The sequence below is a fragment of the Oleiphilus sp. HI0125 genome (assembly GCF_001635355.1).
The window spans coordinates 1-997 of sequence record NZ_LWGF01000199.1; the positions used below are offsets into that span (position 1 = coordinate 1).

Sequence of the window (997 nt, forward strand, 5' to 3'; positions counted from 1 at the left end):
TGAGGGCTTAAGCGCATCTCAAAGTATGATTATTGGTACTGCGGGATTAACTGCAATGCTCTGCGTTGATGCTCTGATAGAGGGTGGCATCAAACCTGAGTCAGGAAAAATCTTAGTCACAGGAGCAAGCGGTGGAGTCGGCTCAACTGCCATCACTCTACTTCATGCTCTTGGATACGAGGTCACTGCATGCAGTGGTCGAATAGCGCAAAACACTGCTCACCTGACGCAATTAGGTGCCACTGAACTAATTGAACGATCTGAATTGGAAGAAGCCGCAAAACCTTTAGAAAAGCAACGTTGGGCAGGTGTCATTGATACCGTTGGAGACAAGGTACTAGCTAAAGCGATTGCTCAAACACATTACAATGGCGTGGTCGCTTGTTGTGGTCTTGCCGGAGGTTTTGGACTCCCTACAACGGTGATGCCTTTCATTTTACGAAATGTGCGACTTCAGGGTATTGATTCAGTTATGTGCCCTATCGAAAAGCGAACGACTGCTTGGAAACAACTCACCGAACTTTTACCACAAAGTTTCTACGAGCAAGCGAGTGAGACAATTGAACTTAAACAAGTGCCAGAATATGCCGATCGTATCACTAAGGGTGATGTTACAGGTCGTGTAATCGTCAAGCTTTAGCGCTTTGTTCTAAATTGTAATCGTTGCAGAAGTCCCAAAAAAAGATGCCATACTTAACGCGACATCAATAGCGTGAAACAGGCTCGCAATGAAACTTCAAAAACTTGAACATCCGAAGCTGGATAAGAAAGAGTACGAGAAGGAACTAGAGAAGCTGCAGCTACAGTTAATGACGCTGCAGCATGACTTATACAATCAAAATATGCGCTGCGTGGTTGTAGTTGAAGGTATTGATGCCGCTGGCAAAGGCGGCATGATTCGCCGTATGACCGAGTTTATGGACCCTAGAGGAGTTCGTGTTCATCCAATTGGGGCACCAAGTATTGATGAGCTAGAAGAACATTACATGCAGCGCTT

General features: G+C 45.4%; 1 protein-coding gene and 1 pseudogene. Both read left to right on the forward strand.

Annotation, left to right across the window (positions count from 1 at the left end; genetic code table 11):
• A partial coding sequence (locus A3762_RS03010; RefSeq protein WP_068754037.1) for a zinc-binding dehydrogenase occupies positions 1–640 on the forward strand: 640 nt, incomplete at its 5' end.
• Positions 641–728: 88 nt separating this feature from the next.
• Positions 729–997 (forward strand): annotated as a pseudogene (locus A3762_RS03015) (hypothetical protein); the annotation flags it as partial.